Below are 20,202 nucleotides of genomic sequence, written 5' to 3' on the forward strand. Positions count from 1 at the left end.
AGTGCTAGGGGAAGTGTTCGCGGTGTATCACCTTATGCCAAGTTAAAACTCAGCATAAGGAACAATAGGGGTGCCTGGAAACTCAAGTGTTCCGTACACAGGATTAAAGTAGTAACGTATATAAAGCTGACCAAAATTTGGTTCGTAAAAGTCAGAACGATCGATGGCTAAGTAACCACCAAAGAACCAATTCGGCGTTATTCTATACTCAAAACTACCTTCAAGATTATATGAAACACCAGAACTTGTTTCACCTTCAAATACAGGATCAACACCTGTTATTGACTCTCTATCATATGCAGCTATTTGCAAATCGCCATCATTAGGGAAGAAATCAATAGATTGAGTTTTTGTTTGCGAGTACGAAACACCGGTTTTTAATCGATAAACAAAATCATCGCCCCAACGCGCGTCATAAGTGAGTGGCACAGATAAACCTACATAGTTTTGTGGGCTGTAATAACCACCATGGCCCCATGTTTCTTCACTTAAATTATACTTGTATGCCCAATGTAATAAGCTAGCGCCTGCGGTGAATTCACGCTCTTGATTGCTAATTACACGGTAATAAGTACCGCCCATCATTCGATAGCGTTGGTTGTCTTTTACATTTTGGCCTTTATATAGGGTAAAGTCGGCGCTTGACCAAAAACCCCATTTTCCGCCTAAGTCGTGTGATACGTTAGCCGTTAGGCCTGTAGAGCGTACACCACCCCAAACTTCACCTGTTTTTACATCTTTAAGACCTGCATAAGAAAGTACCGAGCTTGTAACTGGGCGTTTTTCAAGTTCTAGGCTGTATCCAAAGTCGGCAAAACTGTCTGCGTAATTTACACCCCATACAATGTCTTCAATTAAAAAGCCAAGTGGAGTTGTACCTACATCTACACGCCAGTTTTCGTTTTGCCAACCAATACCTACATCTACACCACTTTCCTGTGGTGTCACTTCATCGATTGAACAGGTAAAAATACACAGTGCGCCTTGTCCATAGCGGCTGCCAGCAAATTGCTCATCAAAGCGCGTTGTTTGTGCGCTAATAGTAGTCGGGTCTACTTTAATAAACCCTTGGCCTTGCCAAAGCGGAAAGTAAGCTTCAATCGGGACTAAGCCCGCACCCAGTGTTGCTTCGCTTTCGGTGCTTGTTTGCCCACTAAAGTTAACACCAATAGCAATGTAGGCTTGGTTTTTGTTTTGCTCGTTTATTAGCTCTCTTTTAGCACCGTTTACATACCATTCATCGTTTTCATCTATTTTTGAAAGCGCTCCGTAAAGCTCTTTTTCATTTAATGTACGATTAGGAAATAGGGTTTGCGCGTACCAAGATTGTGCTTGTTCGGTTTCGTTGAATTTGCTGGCTACTTGAGCGCCTAAATAACGTAGTTCTTGATCGTTGGGTGACTTTTCAACAAGTTGCTTAGCTAAGTAAAGTGCATCCCCTGAGTAATTAAACTCATTAAGAGATGACATGATTTGGCGTTGTAAATAACCTTCTTGCGACGTGGTTTGCGTTATCGCTTTTTGCGTTACTTCTTTTGCTTGAAAGTCGTCCCCAAGTTCTAGATATGTATTAGCAATAGCGAGTAGTGCTTGAGGCTCTATGGTTTGTTTATTTTGTACTTTTTGTTGATACAAAATAACAGCCGCTTCGCGCTGTTCAAGTACTAAGTTTGCATTAATAAGGGCTGTAGTTGTTGCAGGAGTATTTTTATATTTTTGATCCAGCTGGTTAAGCTTAGCAATTAAATCACTACCATTGTAATACTGAGTAATATAGCTATTTTGTAGCTGTACATATTGAGTTGTTTCGTTTTCAGTGGCGCTCTCTGGTAGAACGTACTTTTCAAACCATTGCTTCGTTTTACTCTCATCGCCCTGATCTAAAAGCCATTCACCATAAAGTGTATGCCAATAAGCAGAAAGCGAAGGCTCAGCTTTCAGTGCTTTGTTTATAAGTTTTATAGCGTGCTTTTTTTCGTCGATTCTATACCAGCTTCGTGATAACTCAGCCTGCATAGCAGGTGTTAAGCTCTGTGCTTCTAAGTTACTTAAATGATAAATCGCAGTGGCTTTATCTTTAGCGTCAAGGTGGCGCTCACTTTGTGTTAAAGACTCATTAAGTTGCAGCTGTTGTTCAAGCGCAATAATATCTTTATCTCTGGATTTAAATGGAATGTACTGCAAGGTTTTAATAGCACCTTGATAGTCATCAAGGGAGCGTAAAAAAAGCGCGTGGCTGTAACGAATCTGAGGGTTCAACGGGAATTGCCACAGCACATTATTAAATAAAGCGCGGGCCTCTTCTGTCAGCCCCTTTTGTTGGTATATAAAGGCTAAATCGTAGTATAACCAAGGCTGTTCTGGCGCTATTTCAATAGCGTCTTTTAATACTTTTTCGGCTTGCTCTAAATCGCCTGACTGTGCAAACGTATTTGCCTTTGCGCGGTACTGACTGCTTAAAGAGACAGAATAAGATTCTTTAATTAGTTTCTTTTGATTAAACGATAAGCTGTTATAAAAAGAGGTTAAGGCTTGTTCATTTTGCTCTAATTCAGCTATTTCAAGCAGGCCAATTAAAGCGGTGTTATTAAGTGGAACACTTTTTAAAACAATTTGATAAGTAAGAGCTGCTTGTGAATATTGCCCTTGAGCAAATTGTAATAAACCTTTGTTATATATTACTGTATTAGTTTCTTGTTCTAAGGTGGCTGCTAAATCAAGCTTAAGCTTAGCCGTTTTAAATTCTTTATTATTAATAGCATTTTTAGCTTCGCGTATATAAAGCCAAAGCTTAGCTGTTTTTGCTAATTCTTGTAGTGTTTCACGTTCAGCGAACTCAGTTGTGTACTTTTGTGCAAGAGTAAAATATTGATACGACTTTTGGTTTTCACCAAGGCGTAAATAGAGTGTGCCAAGGCTTCGCATTATAGCGCCGTCTTGCGGGCGGCCTCTTAAAGCTTTTAAAAGTAGAGGTTCTGCGGAGGCAAGTTTATTTTTCTCAAGTAATCTATCGCCTCTTACCCACTGTTGATAAGCAGGGTCGGCAAGCAGTGTTTGGCGTTTTTTATAATCTTTTAGAAAATCTTGGTATTGTAATTCGCCTTTGCTACTAAATGGATAAAGCGTGAAATAGCGCTGATACTGCTTAACTGTATCATTCGTTAAAGGCATTTCTGACAAAGCGCTAAGCCAAATGTATTCAACTTCATTTATAAAAGTAGGGCCCGCGCCATATTTACTTAAAATATTAATCGCTTTTTTATCTGTAAGATTACGCCTAAGTAGGTGGCGTGCATAAGCGACTTCTACCTGCGCAATACTTGGATAGTTTTGAGCTAATTTATCGTAGCCTTTCTTAACACTTTCCCATTGGTCGCTGTCTTGTCCGTACCAGCTTAAATGCTCAAGCTCGTAATCTAATGTAGGGTAGACGTTTTTAAAAATTTGATTATAGATTTCGCGAGCTTGTTCATAACGACCGGCACGAGCGAGTAATCTAGCTTGTTGAATTGAAGATTTGTCTTTGCCTTCAGTACGAGAAAGTACTTTTAGCTTTTCAACGCACGGAGCCTGCTTGGTAAGCCCATTATCTATTTTACTTAATAACTGGTTGGCTTTCGCCGATTCGCCATTAGCAAAATCATAACGTGCTACCGCACACTGTGTTTCTATGCGGGCAGGAGCAATAGCAACTAACTTTCGTAAGCTATCTTCAACTAGTTTATTATTTTGCTGTGCTTCACCAATACCTATTTGGCTTAGTAACCAATCAACAGATTGTGTATCAATATCGTTGACTGTGTTAGCGCTTAATCCAGAACTAAGCGCTAATGTGCAAGCTAGGGCAAACCTTAACGGCATTCAGTGCTCCATACCGGTTGTAGCGTCCCATCTGCTGTAATTGAAAAACGTTTATTTAAAGCACTTGCACCAAACAAGTTAAGTACGCTGTCGTAGTAACGAGTTTGGGTAAATGATTTATCAATCATTAGTTTTTGCTGAATTGCCATTACTGTAGAGTTATCGTTATTAGTCGCTAGTAAAGGTAATAGAGCTGAGTTAAAGCCTAGCGGGCCTCTTTTTTCAGATTTTCCTGACTTAGCAAAGGTATTTAAAGGCACGTAACCACGTTTATTAATTGTTTCTATAAAAGGATTAAATTGCGCTAATAGCTCTTTTTTATAAGGTGCGTTGTCTGCCATCATGCTTGCCCATAAATATACTCTAATAGCGTTGTAACTGCCCAAGTCGCTCGTTTTTTTATCGTAGTAAAAACCGTTATTTGCATCATACATTACCCAGTCAGGGCTAACACCTTGCTTTGCTGTATCTAAAATTAACTTTGCTGACCCTTCGTGCAATTGATGCCAAGGCGAGTGTGGATAAAGCTTTTTAAACTGCTGATAAATAAATAACGGTGAGTAACTCGGGTTTAATTTAAAACGTTCATTATCAAATTCAAAACCGGTAGGAGCGGGTAGCAATGATAAACCTAGACCCGAAATATAGGCAGTTTCTTCACGCATGATTCGCTGTGCAAGTACGGCGGCTAATATGCTGTAGCGGCGGTCATCCCAAAGAATAGCAGCTTGCGATAAGCTGTACGCTATCCATAGGTCAGAATCAGACGCTGGATTTGAATCTAAAATCCCGCCAACATTTTGATTATTAACACCCCATTGCCATGCCGGTAAACGAGTGCTTAAATCACCCTCAGATAAATGTTCTTGCGTCCAATCCAGGACTAGGTCAAACATTGCTTTATCGTTTGCTACGACAGCAAAAAATAAGGCATAAGATTGGCCTTCAGAGGTTGTGATTTTTTGCTCACTCCCCAAATCAATAACGCGACCATCTTGGCTTATAAAGTTACTTTTAAACGTTTGCCATGCATCCCATGGTTGGCATTGCTCTATTTGTGCATTGGCATTAAAGGTAAATAATGCAATCACGGTAAAAAATACATTAATGAGTGACTTCATTACTTATCTCCTTCAGCTAAGCGCTTGTATGTTAATGCTTGTAATAATCGCCATATAATAAATGAGATCAGCAGTAGTGTTAAAATAGACAATAGTGCCAGTACAAATGGGTGATCCGATAAATGGAACCAAATTAGGGTATGCACAGGAATGTGACCAACAAAATATTGTTCATCAGTTTTAATTGTCTTAATGCCTTGAGAATTTATGACCGCAGCACTGCCTTTAATTTGCGCAAGAGCTTCTGAACTCATTAACGCATCATCTAGTAGAGTAAAGGCTTTTTGTGATGTTGCACTAAGCGATACAATTGAACGCTCTGAATCAAACGGTGATTGAAAGCCAGTAATAACGGCCATATCACCACTACTTTTTATACTTACTTGGACTTTATCTGTTGTCTGCTCATCGTAAGCACCGTTGTATATGGCTTGTTTTATAGCGCGCTGATTATTATCAAGCAGGATATTAGTTTGCGCATCTTCATCTAAGTTATTAGCAATGCTATTAGGTTTTGCGATTACTAAGATGTCTTTATCATCTAAGTTGGCATCTTCATTTAAATGAGCAACACTTATTCTATGAGCTGGGTAGCCTGTAATAGCACCAAAGTGGCCTGTTAAATTAAACAATACAGATAGTGCTTTAGGTGATGGAACTTCATCTATCAATACTAAAGTTTGTTGTAAGTCTGCGTATTTTGTAAATGGGAATCCGCTGTTTGCAAATACATTTAAATCAGGTAAAGCCATGTAATGATCAAACCCACTTACATCAATGTTAGAGTTTCCATCAATTACTCCGTATTCGCCACCAGGTGGAGCAATGGCACATTCGCCTTTTTTAAGTACTGCAAATCTAAAGTCAAAATTTAACTCATTTCGGCTGGCAAGATTAATACCGTCTAATGAAAAGTCTTCAGCGCTTTGCGTTGTGTCTGTATTAGCAATTAAAGGAAGCAACGTTTTAGCGGTAGTTAACGATGTGTCTTTTTTATCAAGTAAAAAACCACTTATAAATTCTTGGTTTATTAGCATGTTTAAACGTGAATTTAATGTTTCGCTCTCTGGCGTATTACGGTATTGCAAAGTAATAGGAATACCTTTTTCACGCCAAGTAAATAAATCAGGTGCAAAACGAACATTTAATTTTATAGGGCCGTTGTTAAGACCCTCAGCTTGTAACTGAGTTGGGTAGTCAATAAGCTCGTCAAAGTGCACGGGACGATCGTTTCTTAGCCATCTCGGCGCATCATAAGCTTTACGCAGTGGGAGTTTGTTAATAGCCTCGATGCTTGCACTTCGGCCAGTCATAATTTTATGACCAAATACAAGACCAGTGACCGCTGTTTTTAAGTCTTTTTCGTCACGCCCCAAAATTAACAGCATTTTATTGTATCTGTGAATAGGGCTTGAAATTAGCTCGACGGTTGGCTTTTCAACATCTGGATAATCTTTTAAAAAATCAGGTTTTGAGTCATTAGTAATAAACACCACACTGTGCTGCTCTGGTGCTTTATTTAAAACTACTGGAAAGTTAGCGCCACGCCAGTCAGCTTGTGCGCCAAACCAACTAGATAAAGTGGCTGCAGCTTCTATTGCTTGTGTATTAGGTGTGCTTGCAAATACAAAAGGTAAGTTTAATTTGTTGTAATCTTTAGCATCAAAAAATGGTTCTGGTAAATATTCAAGGCGGCTATCAATTGCTAACTGTTTTTGATCAAGCGTGATATGGCTTGATTTGTTTATTTCAGTCCAAATTGAGCGGCTAAAGTAATCTTGGCATCGTAAGTCGTAGTAGCCAACTAGTTCAAAGCGAATTTGGTTGTAGTCTTGAATGTATTTAGCATTTAGGTCTAGGCTATGACTTACCGTATTTTTTACAATACTTAATTGCTCATTAATAGGTAAAACAGTAACTAAGTTATCGTTAAAATAAACTTTTAAATGCGATACATTAGCCAGCAATGAAGGTGAGTTGGTGTACGAAAAGTTAAGCTTTAGATTAGTGCTTAATTTATCAATTCTATTTGTGAAATCGACTCGAGAATTATTATTCACGCCGTCGAGTTTATAGTCGTTAAACCCTAACTTTTCAAAGCTAAGACGTAAACTAGAAACCTGAGCGCTCTCAGGGTAGCCATTTACAAACATAGTTTTGTCGTGCATAGGCTCGATAGCGAGCACTTGATATGCGCTACTAATAAGCAACAATGTTAGAAATGTATTAAGTAACTTTTTAATCATAATTATTATGCACTATCGGTTTTTTTGGAGTAAATGAATTTATGTAAATGACGGTATTAGTCATAAACTTAATTATTGGTTGTAACGCTCTTGGAGCATGAAATAGTAAATTACTAAAGCCCCGTAAACTTGTTTTTTGCACTTCTTTAAAGCTATACGATGGACGGTCATGTCTAAAGTTATTTTGCCAATCTAGCCATGCATCTGCTCTTGAAAAAGTACATTGTATAAAAGCTCTTTGTTTTTCTAGCGATAAATCTTTAAGTGTAAGGCCAATTTGTTTTTTACGGGTATTACATACATAAGTTGTAAACGAAAATTGCTTGTTACCGCGACTCATTAATAATTCAATTTTATCGTTAACGCGGCATAAATGTGCGTGTTCAGTCTCTATACCTACACCGTTATCTGAATAATCCGTTATTTTTACTTTTAAAGTATGACCATTTGCTAAACGAACGCCGGCAGGGAAGTTTGCTTTGATACGATGCGAGTGCCTAACTTGGCGTGCTTCGGCAGCAACCGCAACCGCAGCGCCTAAAATAATAATATTATAAAAAGCCCAACCCATACTTATTATCAGTACGCCAATCTGGCTTGAGTCACCTAAAAACAGACGTAATATACCGACTATTATGCCTAGTAAATTAATAAGTAAGAGAATTAAATACGGTTTAGAAATACCCCAGTCGTAATGCTCTTCATCATTTAAACCGCCTTTTTCGGTTACGTTAAATTTACCCTTATTAGGATTAAATAAAGCAACGGTTGTTGGTTTTAATATGTACCAAGCAAGTACTGACTCATACACTTCACCCCAGAAGGAGTAACGGTATTTACCTTGAATGCGTGAGTTAGTTGCTTTTATTTGAATTAGTGTCGGTACCACATAGATAAAAATAGCGATAAAAGGGGCATAAATTATGTAGGCATTAAAATATATCAACGCTAAAGGAGCGGTTAAAAATACAATACGAGGAATACCCGATAGGAAATGCAGCATTGCATTTATATAACATAATCGTTGAGGAATACTTAAACCTTTACCCATTAACGGATTATCAAGTCTAAATATTTGCGCCATACCACGCGCCCAGCGGATACGTTGACCTATATGCGCTGATAAACTGTCGGTAGCAAGGCCTGCGGCTTGTGGAATGTTTATATAAGCTGTTTTATAACCAGCGCGTTGCATACGAAGAGCCGTATGTGCATCCTCAGTTACTGTTTCAAATGCAAAACCACCAATATTATCAAGCGCTTCTCGTTTTAATACGGCGCAAGAACCACAAAAGAAGGTTGCATCCCACATGTCGTTACCATCTTGAATCAATCCATAAAACAACATATTTTCGTTAGGAATTTGGCTGTGGTTATTAAGGTTTCGCTCAAATGGATCGGCTGAGAAAAAGTGATGCGGTGTTTGCACTAAACACACTTTACTGTCTTTTAAAAACTGCCCCATTGTCATTTGTAAAAATGAGCGAGCAGGAACGTGGTCACAGTCAAAAATTGCGATATATTCGCCATCGGTATAGCGCATAGCGCTATTCATATTACCGGCTTTAGCATGATTGTTATCCGAACGCGCTAAATAACCCACTCCAATTTCGGCTGCAAAATCTTTAAACTCTGAGCGCTTACCATCATCTAATATGTAAACATTTAGTTTATCGGCTGGCCAATCGATACTTAAAGCCGCGAGCGTAGTGGGCCTTACAACGCTTAACGGCTCGTTATAAGTTGGAATATATACATCAACTGTTGGCCACAAGTCAGTGTCTTTAGGCAAAGGAACTGGTTTTCGTTCAAGTGGATTAATTGTTTGAAAAAAACCTAAAATAAGCACAAGCCAGGCATACGTTTCAGCAAGTAATAAGCCCCCACCTAGCGCAAGTGCAAGCGGGTCATCCCAGTTTAAAGTTTCAGTGTAACGCCACCATAAATAACGAGAAGACGTAGTTACTGACAAGGTGATCATGACAATGGTTGCCATTTGGCCTTTTACTCGCTTAAGTGCATACGCAACTAATAAAATAAAACTTATAAAAACGGCTTGAGCTTCCAAGCTAAAAGGAATTGTAATGAATATTGCTAATAAAAATAAAATAAACGCGAGGATGACGTATTTAACTAATTTATTTTGCCATACACGTGCATCAGCCATCGCTTTAAAAGCACTCTTTTTAGGACCTTTTTTGTTTTTTGATAGTAGGCGCTTTAATAGTTTACCTAACTTTAAATCAAACCAACGTAATTGCCTTAAAAGGTAACTAACGCCATCATAAAAATAATTAACCGCATCTTCTTTTACAGAACTCGGTTTAAGCTGGTTTTTAAAAAATACTAAAAAAATACTTTGGATAACAAAGCGTAATATATTTGAGTAAATATAGGTTCGATAAGGCAACCTTAAATGAGGGTAGTAGTCATAAAGGGTAAACTCAAAGCTGATTTTATGCTGTTTAATGTTTATAAATAGCGAGCTTAAAAGTGTAATAAAAGGCATTAAGAAAGCTTCAATTACATTTACTTTATGTTGATTAAAGTAGCTGTGAAACTTAAATAATATGTACCGAACTAACTTATCAGTAAATAAAATGCTCAGCAGCAAGTATAAAGTACAGTGGATAGGGCGCTGATAAAATAATGTAATACTCATTTTATAAGGCTACTTTACTAACTAGCCAACCAGCTAGCGTTTCAAAGTCATCATTTGCGACACTATATGGCGCGCAGTTAAGCGCTACATTTCTGTATGCGGTTGACTCTTTAATAACTTCGTCACTGTTAATAAAAAAAGGAGCCATAAGCGGAAGCGTTGATTGCCATAGAGAAAACAAGTCAAATTCTAGCGTAGATGCAGAGTTATATCGGTTAACTAAAAAGTAATGCTTCCAGTCGGTATCTGAATTTTTGAGTGTTTGTAGGCGCCTATAAATTAAGCTGTGACAAATAGCATCACAATTTACCAGTTCAATAACAATATCTTTTTTTTCTAACGGATAATGAGAAATACTAATATGTGAAGGGCAGTCAAAAAGCACCCAAGCTTCGTCACTATAATTTAGGTTTTTGCATTTATCGACCATTTTAGTGATGCTATTGGTGCTCGTGTCATCACTATCACCAAATGGTAAAAATACAATGCCATCGTTATCTTGGTGAAAATGCGCAATTGCATCTTCAAAGCTTGCTTCATTACTCCAGCCTTTGGTGTATTTCCATGGCAAACCAAAATGTAAACCTAAGTCACTTTTTGCATCTAGATCGATTGCAATAACATCAACGTCAGATTTTTTTAGTACGCACGCTAGGTTTGCAACCACAGAGGTACTGCCTAAACCGCCTTTGACACCTTTAATGAAAACTCTTTGCAACTGATGTTTTACCTATTGTTAATTGAACTAGCTTACATGTTTAGTTCGTTGTTTATTTCTTTAAGTAATGCGTACTTATTAATTGTATTATTATTTTGCTGCTTGTTTACAATTTCTATGTAGTCATCACTTTTACCACCAAAACGCAGTGCAAGGTTTTCTATGTCGCTTGATGTTAACGTTTGTGAGTTTTTAGATGTTAAGTTGTTCATCTTTACCTTAACAGTTACGTTAATTATTTTGATTAAATGTGGACAATATTTGGCTATTATATATAGAATAACGGTTAAAACTAGTAAAAAAGTATTTTTTATAGGGCGTTTTAAATGCATAACTTTAACATAACGGGATTAGAGCCTGCTGCAAAAGAGTTAAAATGGGCTTCAAGTTACGCTGTTTTAGCCCCTTTAGACAATTTTTCAATCGAATTGGCGTTACATTCAATTAACCAAAGCTTGGCTAATGATATATATATAGTTTCCCAAGAGATTGAGTCATTTTTTGATTCTTCTTTTTCTGCACCGTTAAACTATGCTTATAAACATAATCGAGTTCACCCTTTTTCGTTGGCCCCACAAACACAGCATTATTCAATTGAGAAAATTAATTCAGCTATTATAAAAGAAATCAGTGCTTATAAACGTCTAAACACGGCACTTGTTTTTGTTCACTTTAGTACAACACAGCTAAACAGTGCTAGCGAAAAAAGCTTAGAGCTGATGATGAAAGAGTATAGAGATTTCACTCAAAAGACGGGTGCTACATTATTACTCTTAATATCTGGACCTGATATTGCTAATTATCGTTTTTTAGTTAGACGATTAAACAATGTATTTGATGGACTAGTTTTTGTTGATAACGATGCTGCGGTGCGAGTACTTGAATATGACTACTGGCGTCATAGTACCGGTGTTATCGCTGGTGAACATTATCAGTTATTGCTAAGTAAAAACCAGTTTGTTGTTCAAAAGGGAATAATAAGCGAGAGTAAAACGGCTAAAAGTTCAGATTTTTCTGATGAAGATGATGTATGGCTAGTGCAAGGTGCGGTGCCCGAAGGTACTAAACTACCGATGCACTATAAAAGTGTGAAAGATAATAATGACTTATTTAATAAAGGCCCAAAGGTAGAGGCAGCTACATTAATTTTTGCAGTAACGCGTTATACCGATTTAGCGTTATTAGGTAAGCAGTGTTTTGAGCTTAGAAAAAACTGTGGACGCTGGTTAAAACTTGTTATTCAAAATGTAGACGGTGTAATTCGTCATCAAGATGAATGCTTATTTTTAACCTTGGGTGTAAACCTTATTTTATATAGTTTTTCAGAGCCTTCTCGGTTGCTCTCACAAGTTCAATCTATTCAAGGTTTTCAGTTTTCAAGACCTTTACCTCCCTCTGTTGAAGATGTGTTAAAATACACTGAAAATACCTTTTCAAAGGGGTATTTACCTTTCATTGAGTTTACAAAACAAGTAGAAATTCATAGTGACTCAGCCGTTAATCTAGGTGTGAGTGGTGTGCTAGTGAAGCTTGAACTACTGCCAAGAATAGACCCTATTCACCCTTTGCATTTATTTCATATTAAGCGCGAAGGTGATGTATTTAGTATTGCAGATAATACAGTTTATTTATATTTGCATGCTTGTAGAGAGAATGACGTTGATAATGCAATTAAGCATTTGTTTAAATTAAAAACGAGTGATTTTTTTGTGCAGCAAAATGTAATTTCTGATCACTTTTACATTCAACAAGAATGTAAGCAATTAAGGCGTTTTTATAAAGGTAAGAGTGTTGTAGATTTCTCACAAAAACTTGCTGAGAATGATAGCTATAAATTTGCACCTGATATAGCAAACAGTATTACTGAAAACATTAAAACGCCAGAATTCTCTAGCAAAAGTCGTCCAGATGCTAAGCCCTTTATAATGAAATTAAGAGATAACTTATGAGTATGAATCAGCTCTTAATTACCGTGTTTTTTGCAATGCTGCTTGGCGCGGTGCTTTGTGTACTAGGCAAATACATTTTATCTCAAATAACAAAATATTATTATAAGCTTACTTTTAAACATGAAGTACTAGAGCCTTATACACCAAATACAGTAAAAAAGGATAAGCAGTGAAATTATCAGGTTTAGGGGTTTGGAACCTTTATTTTTTAGTTAAATTTGCTCTGTTTTATTACGGTGCAATTGATTTTAACGTACTTAGTAATGCGGCCTTTGCTGCATTGCTTGCGATTAAATTTAAACAGCCATTAATAGAAAAAGCAAAACACCTATTGGGTGGAGTCGTTGCAGTCGTATTACTTTATCAAGACTCATGGTTGCCACCAATAAACAGGTTGACTAAACAAGCGGGTAACGTTCAAGATTTTAGTTTTGGTTATTTTATTGAGTTATTAACCCGTGTTATTAATACTGATATGGTATTGGCTTTGTTCGTAATTAGTGTATGTTTTTGGTACACATCGCAATGGATACGCTTTACAACAGTCACTATTGTTGGGCTGTTAGTTGTAGGATGGCAAGGCGATAGCTCTCAATCACAATTCGTTAATAATGTGGCTAATCCTGTCGCTGCTACACAAAGCCAAAATAATACTCAAACACAAGTGATCACTCAGGCAGCGCAATCTCCTGATCAAAAATTAGCTGATTTTTATCAACAACAAAGCTTATTAATGAGTCACTTTCCAAGCCAGGTAAATGGTGAACTGTTTGATGTAATTATTTTGAACATATGCTCAATGGCTGTTGCTGATTTAAATGCCATTGGTGTAAGTGTTACTGATATGTATAAAGACTTTGATGTGGTGTTTTCAGACTTTAACTCGGCTACATCATACAGCGGACCAGCTGCGGTAAGGCTACTGCGTGCTAGTTGTGGGCAAACTAGCCAAACCGCATTATTTAAAGAGGCACCTGAACAATGTCACTTATTTAAAAACCTAGAAAAACTAGGTTATCAAAACAATGTTGTGATGAATCACGACGGACATTTTGATGAGTTTAAAGGCTTAATTAATAAGTACGGTGGCCTAGATAGCACACCATTTAATATTGATTCAATGCCAGTGGCACTTCGAGGATTTGATAATAGCCCTATTTACTCAGATGAAGCTGTGCTGGATGGTTGGTTAGAGCAAGCTGATGATTGTAAGCCGTGTGCTATGTACTACAACACCACAAGTTTACATGACGGTAATCAGCTAGAGAATCAACCAAGGGTGAATAGTAAAGATACATACCCAATCAGGCATAAAAACTTGTTTGCTGATATTAACCAGTTTGTAAAAAAATTAGAAAAGCGTGGTCGCAACGTTATGTTGATGATAGTGCCTGAGCATGGCGCTAATTTAAAAGGTGATAAAGTACAATTTGCAGGTTTACGTGAAATTCCGAGCCCTGCTATTGTGTCTGTACCTGTTGCGATTAAATTTATAGGCCCAGACGTGCAAAATTACTCGCAAATTGTTGTTAATAATTCTACAAGTTACTTTGCGCTTTCGGAGCTAGTAAGTAAGACGCTGCAAACTGATGTGTTTGGTGGCAATAACAGTGTTGCTAATTTACTCGAAAACTTACCTATAGCGCCTAAAGTGGCTGAAAATGAAGGCACTATAATGATGTATGTTAATCAACGACCATTTATACAGTTAGATGGCGGTGATTGGTCAGCTTACCCACAAGGTAAGTAGTCTCATAATAAGATTTAATAAACAGCACTGGTATAGTTAAATATAAATATCAGTGCTGTTTTTCTTCGTTTAATTACATCCCACCCTTTGGCTCTAAAAGCTATTTCGTCCAAAAATGTTTACAATAAACTACCTTCTCAAAGCGACTTAGCGTATTATTCGGCTAATATAGTTTTTCCTTCTTTGAGGATGTATGCGTCTAGATATTCACTGTGCTGATCGAATTGGTATTGCTCAAGAAATCCTTAATATATTAGTTAACTACAGCGTTGATTTAAAAGGAATTGAAGTCGATTCCGTTAATTGTCGAATGTACGTTAGTTTTCCCGAAATTGAATTTGAACAATTCCAAAAAATTATGCCATCGATACGTTTAATCGACGGTGTACATGACGTGCGTACTACTGCATTTTTACCCTCTGAGCGTGAACACAACGAATTAAATACTTTACTACGTGCATTGCCTGATGGAGTCATCTCTATTGATGCTAAAGGCTGGGTACGTTTATGTAATGATGCAGCATGTAAAGACTTACAATTAATTGAAAAAGAAGTTATTGGTGCAAATATTAATAACTTACTTAAAGGCTTTAACTTTACACGTTGGTTAGAGGGTAAAGAAGTGCTTGGGCAAACCACACGCGTTGAAGTAGCTGGTGAGGATTTTATTGCAGACATTTTGCCAATTGCAGTGCCTCAAGGTAGTGAAGGTGATGTACTTGCGGGTGCGGTTATTAACATTAAATCGCAAAGTCGGTTAGGACAGCAAGTCAGTGCATTTAGGCGTTACGGGCAAGAAAGCTTTGCTACTATTCATAACTTTAGTACGGCAATGCGCCGAGTGGTGCGTGAAGCACGCAAAATGGCGCAGCTAGAAGCCCCTATTTTGATTACCGGTGAAACTGGTACAGGTAAAGAACTACTCGCGCGTGCGTGTCATTACGCATCTAATCGCTCAGTTAAACCTTTTATTGCGCTGTCGTGTGCTTCGCTTCCCGATGATGTTGCTGAATCTGAGTTATTTGGTTATGCCGGATACGAAGAAAATGCAGCACCAAAACGTGGCGTATTAGAGCAAGCTGATGGTGGAACTGTGTTTTTAGATGAAGTTGGCGAAATGTCGACTCAACTACAAACAAAGTTACTGCGCTTCTTACAAGATGGCACATTTAGAAAAGTAGGCGATGAGAACGAAGTTAAAGTAAATGTACGTATTGTTGCCGCTACTCAAAAAGACTTACCTGCAATGGTACAAGAAGGGGTTTTTAGAGAAGATTTATATTACCGTATAAACGTACTTACTTTAGAAATAGCGCCACTAAGAGATAGAAAAGCAGACGTAGGACCGCTGGCTGAGCATTTTATTCAAAAATATGCACAACAAAATGGTCATGCAATTCCTGTTTTATCACAAGAGTGTTTAAGCTTTTTACAAGCGTATCCGTGGCCTGGAAATGTTCGTCAGCTTGAAAATGCAATTTACCGTGCAGTGTCCTTATTAGATGACAGTGAACTTCGCGTAGAGCATTTACAGTTACCCACTTTCACCCATGATTTAGGGTATTTAGAGTCTGATTTTGAAGGCTCACTAGATCAAGCGGTTAAACGTTTTGAAGCGACTTTACTTCGTAAGCTTTATCCAGCGTATCCAAGTTCACGCCAGTTAGCTAAACGATTAGGCCTAAGCCACACGGCTGTAGCTAACAAGCTACGTGATTACGGTATTAATCGAAAAACAGTAAAAGTGTAATTGACATAAAGTAATTAAAATATGGGGGCTAATTTTTAGTGCCCATATTTTTTGTTACTCCATCAATAGCAATCGTCTCGATACCTTCTTCGTTAAAGTTCATTACAATGCTGGCGTTATTACGAGTGAAAAAATAGCTTCGGCCATTAAGCTCAATCACATAATCGCCTTTTACGGGGTCGCTAAATTGCTGCTTTTTTAAAGTGACTTTATGCCCACCAATTTGCCATTCAAACTCTTTAATAAATCCATTGTTAAATTCTTGCACCCATACTTGGTTGTCATCTTTTGAAAGGGTGATAGCGACTGAATATGAGCTAGGAATTTGCTCCATGTTGTAACTCTTAGAGCCAATAGTGAATTTTTCAGCTTTTTGTTGCCACTCAAAACCAAATTTAAACTCTTTTACCACACCGGTAGGGTAAGTAACAGAGCCTTTACCTGGTAGTGAAAAGTCGGCAAATGCACTGTAACTAGGTATTAATAAAACTAGCGCAGTGATAATTTTTAGTTTTAATTTCATGAGTTATCTTTTTATTATAATAATGATTTAAGATTAAAGTAGAATATTCGTCTTAGCAAGGGGCTATGCTACACTCGAATAAATTTAACTGGTAAGACCTTTTTTGTGAACTTATATATTCGACTTTTATTACTGTTTTTTAAAATCAAACGAAACACACAATATCAAAATTTACTTGATACGGTAGATATTGATTACAAAGCTTTACCTACTGATTGCGACATTAATCTACATTTAACTAATTCACGTTATCTCGCGATGATGGATTTATCTCGCACGTGGATGACTGAACGAGTTGGCTTACTAAAGCAAATAATGAAGCGTCGTTGGTTTCCGATTGTTAATGCGACTGCCATTACTTATATCCGCGATATTAAACCTATGCAGCGATATACAATAAGTACTAAGTTAGTTGGCTGGGATCATAAATACTTTTATATTGAGCAAAAGTTTCATTCAGAACGTGGCTTACATGCTATAGCTTATGTACGCGGTGTATTTAAAAGTAAAAAAGGTATTATAAGTATTGAAGAAATGCTTGAAGTTGCTGGTTTTGATGGACAAACACCTATATTGCCAAGTGAAGTTATGCACTGGAAAGAAATGCTAGAGCAGAAAAAGTTAAGTAACTTACCCAAGTAACTTATAGTTTTTACAAATGAAAAAAAAGGCCTTTCGGCCTTTCAACACACATTATAAGCTGGTTAACTACGCATGGCTTTGTTACATGCTTTAAAAGCTGTATCTAACACCGAACATAGCAACAACAGGGTCAAGCTCAACCGTTGATGTGAGGGCTTTTGCACCATTAGCATAAACGGTGGCATCGGTATCAATATCCATAATTGATACCATGGCGTGTAGACCCCAATTTTTATCAATCTTATAGTTAGCACCTACCTGAGCCATAAAGCCAAACGAATCATCTAATTTTACTTCTACATCGTCTGTACCTAGCGTCGCTTTAAGTGCTTGAGAAGGTTGCTCATCAAAAAATGCGGTGTAGTTTATGCCTACGCCTATAAAAGGTCTTAGCGCATAACTTGTATCTAAAAAGTGGTATTGCGCAACTAATGAAGGAGGAAGTTGTTTTATATCAGCAATTTTGTTGCCGGCTAAACCGCCTGTGCCATTCACATCGTGTGAAAACGGTGTTGCTGCTATCAACTCTAGCACCCATTGATCGTTAAATGCATAATCTACGGTGATACCCAGTTGAGTATCAGAATCACCTTTAAGGCCCAGCGTAGGTGCTTCATTAATAGCTGAGCTACTGTTATCAGGGTTTACGTTAATGGCGCCAACATTTACGCTAAAGTTAGCGTGTGCAGCTGGAGAGAGTGCTAATAAAGAGGTTAATAATGCGATGCTAATTTGAGTTTTCATGTTGTTCTCCAAGAACTACTGTTTGATTGGCGCTATTATTACCGAGCAATAAAAATGAAAACCTGTTCTAGATCAAAGTTTCAAAAATGTTTGAACCTTGTGAAGTGTTTTATTGATTTAGATTAATTTTAGTGTCGTTCTGCTTTTGTAAAGATTGACATATTTATTTGATTAACAGTCACACGAATAAATTAAGGCAGGCATTGCTTAGTCATAAACTCGCGTTTTATCAAAGACTCTTGAATAAACAACAAAGTATTTTTTATCAGAATTTTAAAAGCACTAAAAGCGATGGGTACTTAAAAAGCTTTAGAAGATTAAAAATGCTATTAAGCAGGTTTTTATACCAATCTGTAATAATACCTAATAAATTTTAGGAATTAAATAGCCCCTAATTTGAACGAATTTTAATGCGCAAAGATCAACAGACCCTAAATATAAACCGAGTACTTTATCAGTTATGAAAGTACCCGGTGAATTGGCTATTACTTATTAATAGTTATTCTAAATAACGTTTAGCTTTATTTTCTTTTATATTTTCAAGATCGACTAATACCAATCCATCAATACAATTATTAAAATCGGGATCAATACTAAAACTTAAAAATTGCACTCCACCTGGTTTACAAAGTTCAGTGTATTGCTTAAATAAAGTAGGCACTTGAGCACTCATATTTGCTAACACATGTTTTAACTCTACAAAATCCTCTTTAACGTCATCTCCGTTAAAAAGAGCATGGCACTGGGTTAGCTGTTGCTCAGTTAACTTAAACTCATTATTAGGTGTTGCTAATTCAATACCACTTTTATAGTAATGCTGATAGTAATAAACGAGCATGGCTTTTGCTTGCTCGGGCAGAGCATTTGATACACTTACAGCGCCAAACAAGTATCTGTACTGTGGATAGCTTTTTATAAAAGCCCCAATGCCATACCATAAATAGTCGAGGCTCTTACGTCCCCAGTATTTAGGTTGTACAAAGCTTCTACCAAGCTCAATTCCTTGTTTTAGATAGGGCGTCATAGCATCGGTGTAAGTAAATAAGCTGTCGGTATATAAGCCTTCGCGGCCATGTTTTTTTATAATGTCTTGTGCACAGGCTAATCGGTAAGCACCAACTAGTTCTAGTTGCATAGGATCCCACAGTACAAGGTGTTGGTAATCCATATCGTATTTATCTATATCACGACGCTTACCACTACCTTCACCGACTGCTCTAAATGCAATTTCTCTAAGGCGTCCAAGCTCTCTAAAAATAGGGGAGCTTCCTGTATATTGATAGAGATGAATATGCATACCGTCTTGTGTTTTGCCAAGAAGTTTGCATTGCTCAATTGCTTTTTTTAGCTCTTTTCTGCACTCAGGAACCGCAATAGGGGTTTGTGTTTTAAGCGGCAAGGCTTTTTTAGTGGTAAGCCTATAAAGCTGTTTTCGTATAAGGTTTACAACTTCTTTATCTTTAAGGTTTTCTATTAAGTAAGATTCAGGAGGGATAGATGCACCAATTTCAAACTCTAAAGATTTTTGGCGCTGCTTAAACATTTCAGCCACTAATAGTAAACTTGCTAGCGGCTTATAAATCATTGATGTGCCATAAAAAAGCGGACTGTTTTTGGCTTTAATATAAATAGGTAAAATAGGGCAATTAGCTTTTTTTGCCATACGTAAAAAGCCACTATTCCATTTGCAGTCTTTAATGCCCATTGGCCCTAATCGTGACACTTCTCCTGCTGGAAATATAAGTAATACCCCATCATTTTTTAAATGGTTTTGTATATTACTAAGCTCTTGTTTTTTACTCATGCCTGATAAGTTATCTACGGGGAGTAAAAGTGAGTGCATTGGAGTAACCGACATCAACATGCGGTTTGCCACTACTTTTAAATCCTGTCTTACAGTTGAAAGTACTTTGATAAGTGCTAAAGCATCTAATGAACCAATAGGGTGGTTAGCAACGATAACAAGTTTACCCTCATTAGGAATATGTTCTATCTGCTTAGGTTTATAGCGCGTATCAAAATTGAGTTCATCGAGCACTTGTTCAACAAATTCTAATCCTTGTAGGTGAGGGTAGGCATCACCAAAAGCAACAAACTCTTGTTCATGTAATAAGTAGCCTAGGCCTTTTTTTACTAAACCTTTTACTTTTGGAGAGTTCTCTAGTTGTGGTAAGTTTGCAGCAATTACTTTATCAACACTTATCATATTAACCTCATATTCCGTTTGGCCTATTCG

General features: G+C 37.3%; 13 protein-coding genes. 4 read left to right on the plus strand and 9 right to left on the minus strand.

Annotated features, from left to right (window positions below):
* Window positions 1–42: 42 nt before the first annotated feature.
* From I6F48_RS06885 to bcsR, 6 genes are read right to left on the minus strand one after another with little or no spacing between them, the layout of a single operon-like run.
* Window positions 43–3,861, minus strand: a complete 3,819-nt coding sequence (locus I6F48_RS06885) for a cellulose synthase subunit BcsC-related outer membrane protein (protein WP_197119120.1) — start codon at window positions 3,859–3,861, stop codon at window positions 43–45.
* Entirely contained in the window at window positions 3,852–4,982 is a 1,131-nt protein-coding gene (gene bcsZ / locus I6F48_RS06890) for a cellulose synthase complex periplasmic endoglucanase BcsZ (RefSeq protein ID WP_197119121.1), read from the minus strand. Before bcsZ ends, I6F48_RS06885 begins: the two co-directional genes overlap by 10 nt.
* The gene (gene bcsB, locus I6F48_RS06895; protein WP_197119122.1) at window positions 4,982–7,228 is read right to left on the minus strand and encodes a cellulose biosynthesis cyclic di-GMP-binding regulatory protein BcsB; all 2,247 of its coding nucleotides are present in this window, start codon (window positions 7,226–7,228) and stop codon (window positions 4,982–4,984) included. The genes bcsZ and bcsB overlap by 1 nt, the downstream gene beginning before the upstream one ends.
* Window positions 7,221–9,890, minus strand: coding sequence for a UDP-forming cellulose synthase catalytic subunit (bcsA, locus tag I6F48_RS06900; RefSeq protein ID WP_197119123.1), 2,670 nt, complete (start codon window positions 9,888–9,890; stop codon window positions 7,221–7,223). The genes bcsB and bcsA overlap by 8 nt, the downstream gene beginning before the upstream one ends.
* 1 nt (window position 9,891) lies before the next feature.
* Entirely contained in the window at window positions 9,892–10,608 is a 717-nt protein-coding gene (bcsQ, locus tag I6F48_RS06905; RefSeq protein WP_197119124.1) for a cellulose biosynthesis protein BcsQ, read from the minus strand.
* Between the two features lie 32 nt (window positions 10,609–10,640).
* On the minus strand, window positions 10,641–10,820 hold the full coding sequence (gene bcsR / locus I6F48_RS06910; protein WP_165729048.1) for a BcsR/BcsP family cellulose biosynthesis protein: 180 nt from the start codon (window positions 10,818–10,820) through the stop codon (window positions 10,641–10,643).
* 114 nt (window positions 10,821–10,934) lie between these two features.
* Here bcsR and bcsE point away from each other — a divergent pair, with 114 nt between their 5' ends.
* From bcsE to tyrR, 3 genes are all read left to right on the plus strand, one after another.
* Complete coding sequence (gene bcsE / locus I6F48_RS06915) at window positions 10,935–12,557, plus strand: cellulose biosynthesis protein BcsE (protein WP_197119125.1); 1,623 nt, start codon at window positions 10,935–10,937, stop codon at window positions 12,555–12,557.
* Between the two features lie 169 nt (window positions 12,558–12,726).
* Window positions 12,727–14,307: a cellulose biosynthesis protein BcsG gene (gene bcsG, locus I6F48_RS06920; RefSeq protein ID WP_197119126.1), complete on the plus strand. Its 1,581-nt coding sequence runs from the start codon at window positions 12,727–12,729 to the stop codon at window positions 14,305–14,307.
* Window positions 14,308–14,500: 193 nt separating this feature from the next.
* Window positions 14,501–16,057, plus strand: a complete 1,557-nt coding sequence (gene tyrR / locus I6F48_RS06925) for a transcriptional regulator TyrR (RefSeq protein WP_165739461.1) — start codon at window positions 14,501–14,503, stop codon at window positions 16,055–16,057.
* A gap of 28 nt (window positions 16,058–16,085) precedes the next feature.
* On the opposite strand, the gene I6F48_RS06930 is transcribed toward tyrR, so the two are convergent.
* Entirely contained in the window at window positions 16,086–16,580 is a 495-nt protein-coding gene (locus I6F48_RS06930; RefSeq protein ID WP_197119127.1) for a hypothetical protein, read from the minus strand.
* Window positions 16,581–16,685: 105 nt separating this feature from the next.
* Here I6F48_RS06930 and I6F48_RS06935 point away from each other — a divergent pair, with 105 nt between their 5' ends.
* Window positions 16,686–17,222, plus strand: a complete 537-nt coding sequence (locus I6F48_RS06935; protein WP_166419989.1) for a thioesterase family protein — start codon at window positions 16,686–16,688, stop codon at window positions 17,220–17,222.
* A 90-nt stretch (window positions 17,223–17,312) separates the two neighbouring features.
* Here I6F48_RS06935 and I6F48_RS06940 read toward each other — a convergent pair whose 3' ends face one another.
* Both I6F48_RS06940 and I6F48_RS06945 read right to left on the minus strand, forming a co-directional pair.
* Window positions 17,313–17,966, minus strand: coding sequence for an OmpW/AlkL family protein (locus I6F48_RS06940; protein WP_166419990.1), 654 nt, complete (start codon window positions 17,964–17,966; stop codon window positions 17,313–17,315).
* Between the two features lie 499 nt (window positions 17,967–18,465).
* Window positions 18,466–20,172 carry a lysophospholipid acyltransferase family protein gene (locus I6F48_RS06945; RefSeq protein WP_197119128.1) on the minus strand — a complete coding sequence of 569 codons (1,707 nt, stop codon included), beginning with the start codon at window positions 20,170–20,172 and terminating at the stop codon, window positions 18,466–18,468.
* Between the last annotated feature and the right edge of the window lie 30 nt (window positions 20,173–20,202).

Source organism: Pseudoalteromonas sp. SWYJ118, assembly GCF_015864505.1.
Taxonomy (GTDB): Bacteria; Pseudomonadota; Gammaproteobacteria; order Enterobacterales; family Alteromonadaceae; genus Pseudoalteromonas; species Pseudoalteromonas arctica.

Bases quoted from the DNA above. Each gene is read 5' to 3' on its own strand.
- I6F48_RS06945 (WP_197119128.1), bottom strand. From the start codon at position 20,172: ATGATAAGTGTTGATAAAGTAATTGCTGCAAACTTACCACAACTAGAG.
- I6F48_RS06930 (WP_197119127.1), bottom strand. From the start codon at position 16,580: ATGAAATTAAAACTAAAAATTATCACTGCGCTAGTTTTATTAATACCT.
- bcsZ (WP_197119121.1), bottom strand. From the start codon at position 4,982: ATGAAGTCACTCATTAATGTATTTTTTACCGTGATTGCATTATTTACC.
- bcsE (WP_197119125.1), top strand. From the start codon at position 10,935: ATGCATAACTTTAACATAACGGGATTAGAGCCTGCTGCAAAAGAGTTA.
- I6F48_RS06940 (WP_166419990.1), bottom strand. From the start codon at position 17,966: ATGAAAACTCAAATTAGCATCGCATTATTAACCTCTTTATTAGCACTC.
- bcsA (WP_197119123.1), bottom strand. From the start codon at position 9,890: ATGAGTATTACATTATTTTATCAGCGCCCTATCCACTGTACTTTATAC.
- tyrR (WP_165739461.1), top strand. From the start codon at position 14,501: ATGCGTCTAGATATTCACTGTGCTGATCGAATTGGTATTGCTCAAGAA.
- bcsR (WP_165729048.1), bottom strand. From the start codon at position 10,820: ATGAACAACTTAACATCTAAAAACTCACAAACGTTAACATCAAGCGAC.
- I6F48_RS06885 (WP_197119120.1), bottom strand. From the start codon at position 3,861: ATGCCGTTAAGGTTTGCCCTAGCTTGCACATTAGCGCTTAGTTCTGGA.
- bcsB (WP_197119122.1), bottom strand. From the start codon at position 7,228: ATGATTAAAAAGTTACTTAATACATTTCTAACATTGTTGCTTATTAGT.